This window comes from Mucilaginibacter sp. P4_G9 (assembly GCF_056400985.1).
The window spans coordinates 1-3,091 of sequence record NZ_JBFUKF010000508.1; the positions used below are offsets into that span (position 1 = coordinate 1).

The following is a 3,091-nucleotide window of genomic DNA, read 5'->3' on the forward strand; positions in this document are numbered from 1 at the left end:
CTTTAAGACGTTATGCCGATGTTGATGCCGCAGGATTAAAGGAAAACCTGGCTTACTTTTTACGGGGGATTATCCCGGCTGCAGAAAAGGCTGGTGTCAAAATGTGCATCCACCCGGATGATCCACCTTTCCCGATATTAGGTTTACCAAGGGTAGTCTCCACCGAACAGGACCTGGCAGATGTTGTGAACTTTTGCCCGTCGCCAAGTAATGGCTTAACTTTTTGCAGTGGCTCCCTGGGAGCAAGGGAAGATAATGACCTGCCCGGTATTGTAGAAAGGTTAGGGGAGCATATCCATTTCCTGCACCTGCGCAATGTACAGCGCGAGGCCGATGGCAGCTTTTACGAGGCTGAGCATTTGGGTGGCAGCACAGATATGTATGCAGTGATGAAGAACATTGTACTGGAGCAGCAAAAGAGGGAAAAGGACGGTCGTGATGATATTGCCATACCAATGCGCCCCGATCATGGACATAAACTGCTGGATGATTTTAATTATAAAACCTATCATGGATATTCTGCAATTGGCCGTTTAAAGGGCCTTGCCGAATTACGGGGGTTGGAAATGGGTGTTAAACGGTCTTTACTTGATAAGGCATAAATTTATACAATGAAGAGTTTTTTAGATCAGGACTTTTTGCTAAATACAAAAACAGCACAGCGCTTATACCATGAATACGCTGCCGATTTACCAATTATAGATTACCACAGCCATTTACCGCCCGATCAGATAGCCGCAGATATCAATTTTGAGAATATCACGAAGGTTTGGCTTAACGGCGATCATTATAAATGGCGCGCCATGCGTGCAAATGGTGTTAACGAGGATTATATCACCGGAAATAAAACCGATCAGGAGAAATTTGAACAGTGGGCCGCTACAGTTCCGTATACCTTGCGCAACCCGCTTTACCATTGGACACACCTGGAGTTACAACGTTATTTTGATATAAAGGAGCTGCTGTCAACGGAAACAGCTGTTGACATATACAGTGAATGCAACAAAAAACTACAATCAGCTGATTACAGCGTTCGCAACATTATCAAAAGTAAAAATGTGGAGGTAATATGTACTACGGATGATCCTTCGGATGATTTGTTGTATCATCAACAGATCAAAGCCAGTGGCTATGAAGTGCAGGTATTACCAACTTTTAGGCCCGATAAAGCCATGAATGCTGATGACCTGATTGGATTAAATAGCTACATTGATAAGCTGCAAACCATCACAAACATTACCATTGATAGTATAGAAACGTACTTAACGGCCCTTAAAAGCCGCCATGACTATTTTGCCAAAAATGGCTGCCGCTTATCCGACCATGGGCTGGAACAGGTTTATGCAGAGGACTATACCGACACAGAAATTGCGGCAATATATTTAAAGATAAGAAGCGCGCAGGTATTAAAGGCTGATGAGATCCTGAAATTCAAATCGGCCATGTTACATCAGTTTGCCCTTTGGAATCATGAAAAGGGTTGGGTAATGCAGTTGCATTTGGGCGCTTTGCGCAATAATAACGCACGTGGTTTAAGTGAGCTTGGCCCGGATACAGGCTGGGATTCAATCGGCGATTTTTCGCAGGGGAGGGCGTTGTCTAAGTTCCTGAACCGTTTGGATACTACCAATCAACTCACCAAAACCATACTATATAATCTAAACCCTGCGGATAACGAGCTAATGGCCTCTATGACGGGCAACTTTAACGATGGCTCTGTTGCCGGGAAGGTGCAGTTTGGCTCGGCATGGTGGTTCCTGGATCAGAAGGATGGCATGACCAAACAACTGAACGCCTTATCCAACATTGGCCTTATCAGCCGGATGGTGGGTATGCTTACAGATTCTCGCAGCTTCCTGTCTTTCCCGCGGCACGAGTATTTCCGCAGGTTGGTTTGCAACTTGTTTGGGGATGATATTGAAAGTGGCGAGCTACCAAATGATATCAAATGGACAGGCAAGGTCATCCAGGATATCTGTTACTACAACGCTAAGAACTACTTTAAATTCGATCTGTCAAAATGAGCCAGCCGCTTGAAATAAAATCTCCGAAGGGCAAAATACTTTCATTTGGTGAGCTGCTACTAAGGATCTGCCCCGATGCCGGCGGCGAATGGCTTAATGATAACCAGCTTCCGTTTTTTGTTGGCGGCGCCGAGTTGAATGTGGCTACCGCTTTAGCTTTATGGGATCTGCCATCGGCATATTTTTCGGCTTTGCCGGATAATGCCATGTCGTCACAGATCATCGGTTATTTGCAGGAAAAGAAGGTCGATACTTCACCAGTATACATGCATGGCGATAGGATAGGTCTTTATTACTTAACCCGTGGCAAGGATATCAAGAATAATGCGCTGATATACGATAGAGCTGGTTCAGCATTTGCGTCATTAAAACCAGGGCAGGTTAATTGGGATGAAGCTTTGGATGGTGTAAGCTGGTTTCATTTTAGCGCGATATGCCCAGCTATAAGCCAGGATGTGGCAGATGTATGTCTTGAAGTACTGGAAGCCGCATCAGCTAAAAATATTACCATATCCGTTGATTTGAATTACCGCTCAAGACTTTGGAAATACGGTAAAAATCCAATAGATATTATGCCCAGGCTTGTAAAATATGCAGATCTGATAATGGGCAATATATGGGCTGCCGAAATGATGCTGGGCATACCAATCGCACCGGATATTCATGAATCGGGACAAAAAAGTATTTACCTGAAAGAGGCCCTGCAAACATCAGAAAGCATCATGGCACAATATCCTAAATGCACGGCTGTTGCCAATACCTTCCGCTTTGATGCGGGCGAGGGAATTAATTATTATACCGCTTTGTATACCGGTGGCAAGCTATACAATTCAAACCAGTACGATACCGATAAGGTAGTTGACAAAGTAGGCAGCGGCGACTGTTTTATGTCAGGATTGATCTATGGATTTTATACTAATCTTGATCCGAAACAAACCCTGGAGTTTGCAACCGCTGCCGCATACACCAAACTATTTATTGAGGGCGATGCCACCAATAAAACAGTTGAAGAAATTACTAAAGCCATTAAATCATGAGCAAAAAAGAAATAGTGCTTGACGCTATAC

At 44.1% G+C, this 3,091-nt stretch carries 3 protein-coding genes; all 3 read left to right on the top strand.

The annotated features are described in order from the left end of the window. Positions 1–602, top strand: a 602-nt coding sequence (gene uxuA / locus AC1DPZ_RS24575) for a mannonate dehydratase (protein WP_477408425.1), incomplete at its 5' end; no start/stop codon positions are given. Positions 603–611: 9 nt separating this feature from the next. Next, positions 612–2,024 (top strand): glucuronate isomerase, encoded by a 1,413-nt coding sequence (gene uxaC / locus AC1DPZ_RS24580; RefSeq protein WP_477408427.1) that lies wholly within the window; start codon positions 612–614, stop codon positions 2,022–2,024. Next, positions 2,021–3,061: a PfkB family carbohydrate kinase gene (locus AC1DPZ_RS24585; protein ID WP_477408429.1), complete on the top strand. Its 1,041-nt coding sequence runs from the start codon at positions 2,021–2,023 to the stop codon at positions 3,059–3,061. Before uxaC ends, AC1DPZ_RS24585 begins: the two co-directional genes overlap by 4 nt. Positions 3,062–3,091: the final 30 nt, after the last annotated feature.

What these genes read in the sequence shown, in the direction of transcription:
- uxaC (WP_477408427.1), top strand. Translation starts at nt 612, where the DNA reads ATGAAGAGTTTTTTAGATCAGGACTTTTTGCTAAATACAAAAACAGCA.
- AC1DPZ_RS24585 (WP_477408429.1), top strand. Translation starts at nt 2,021, where the DNA reads ATGAGCCAGCCGCTTGAAATAAAATCTCCGAAGGGCAAAATACTTTCA.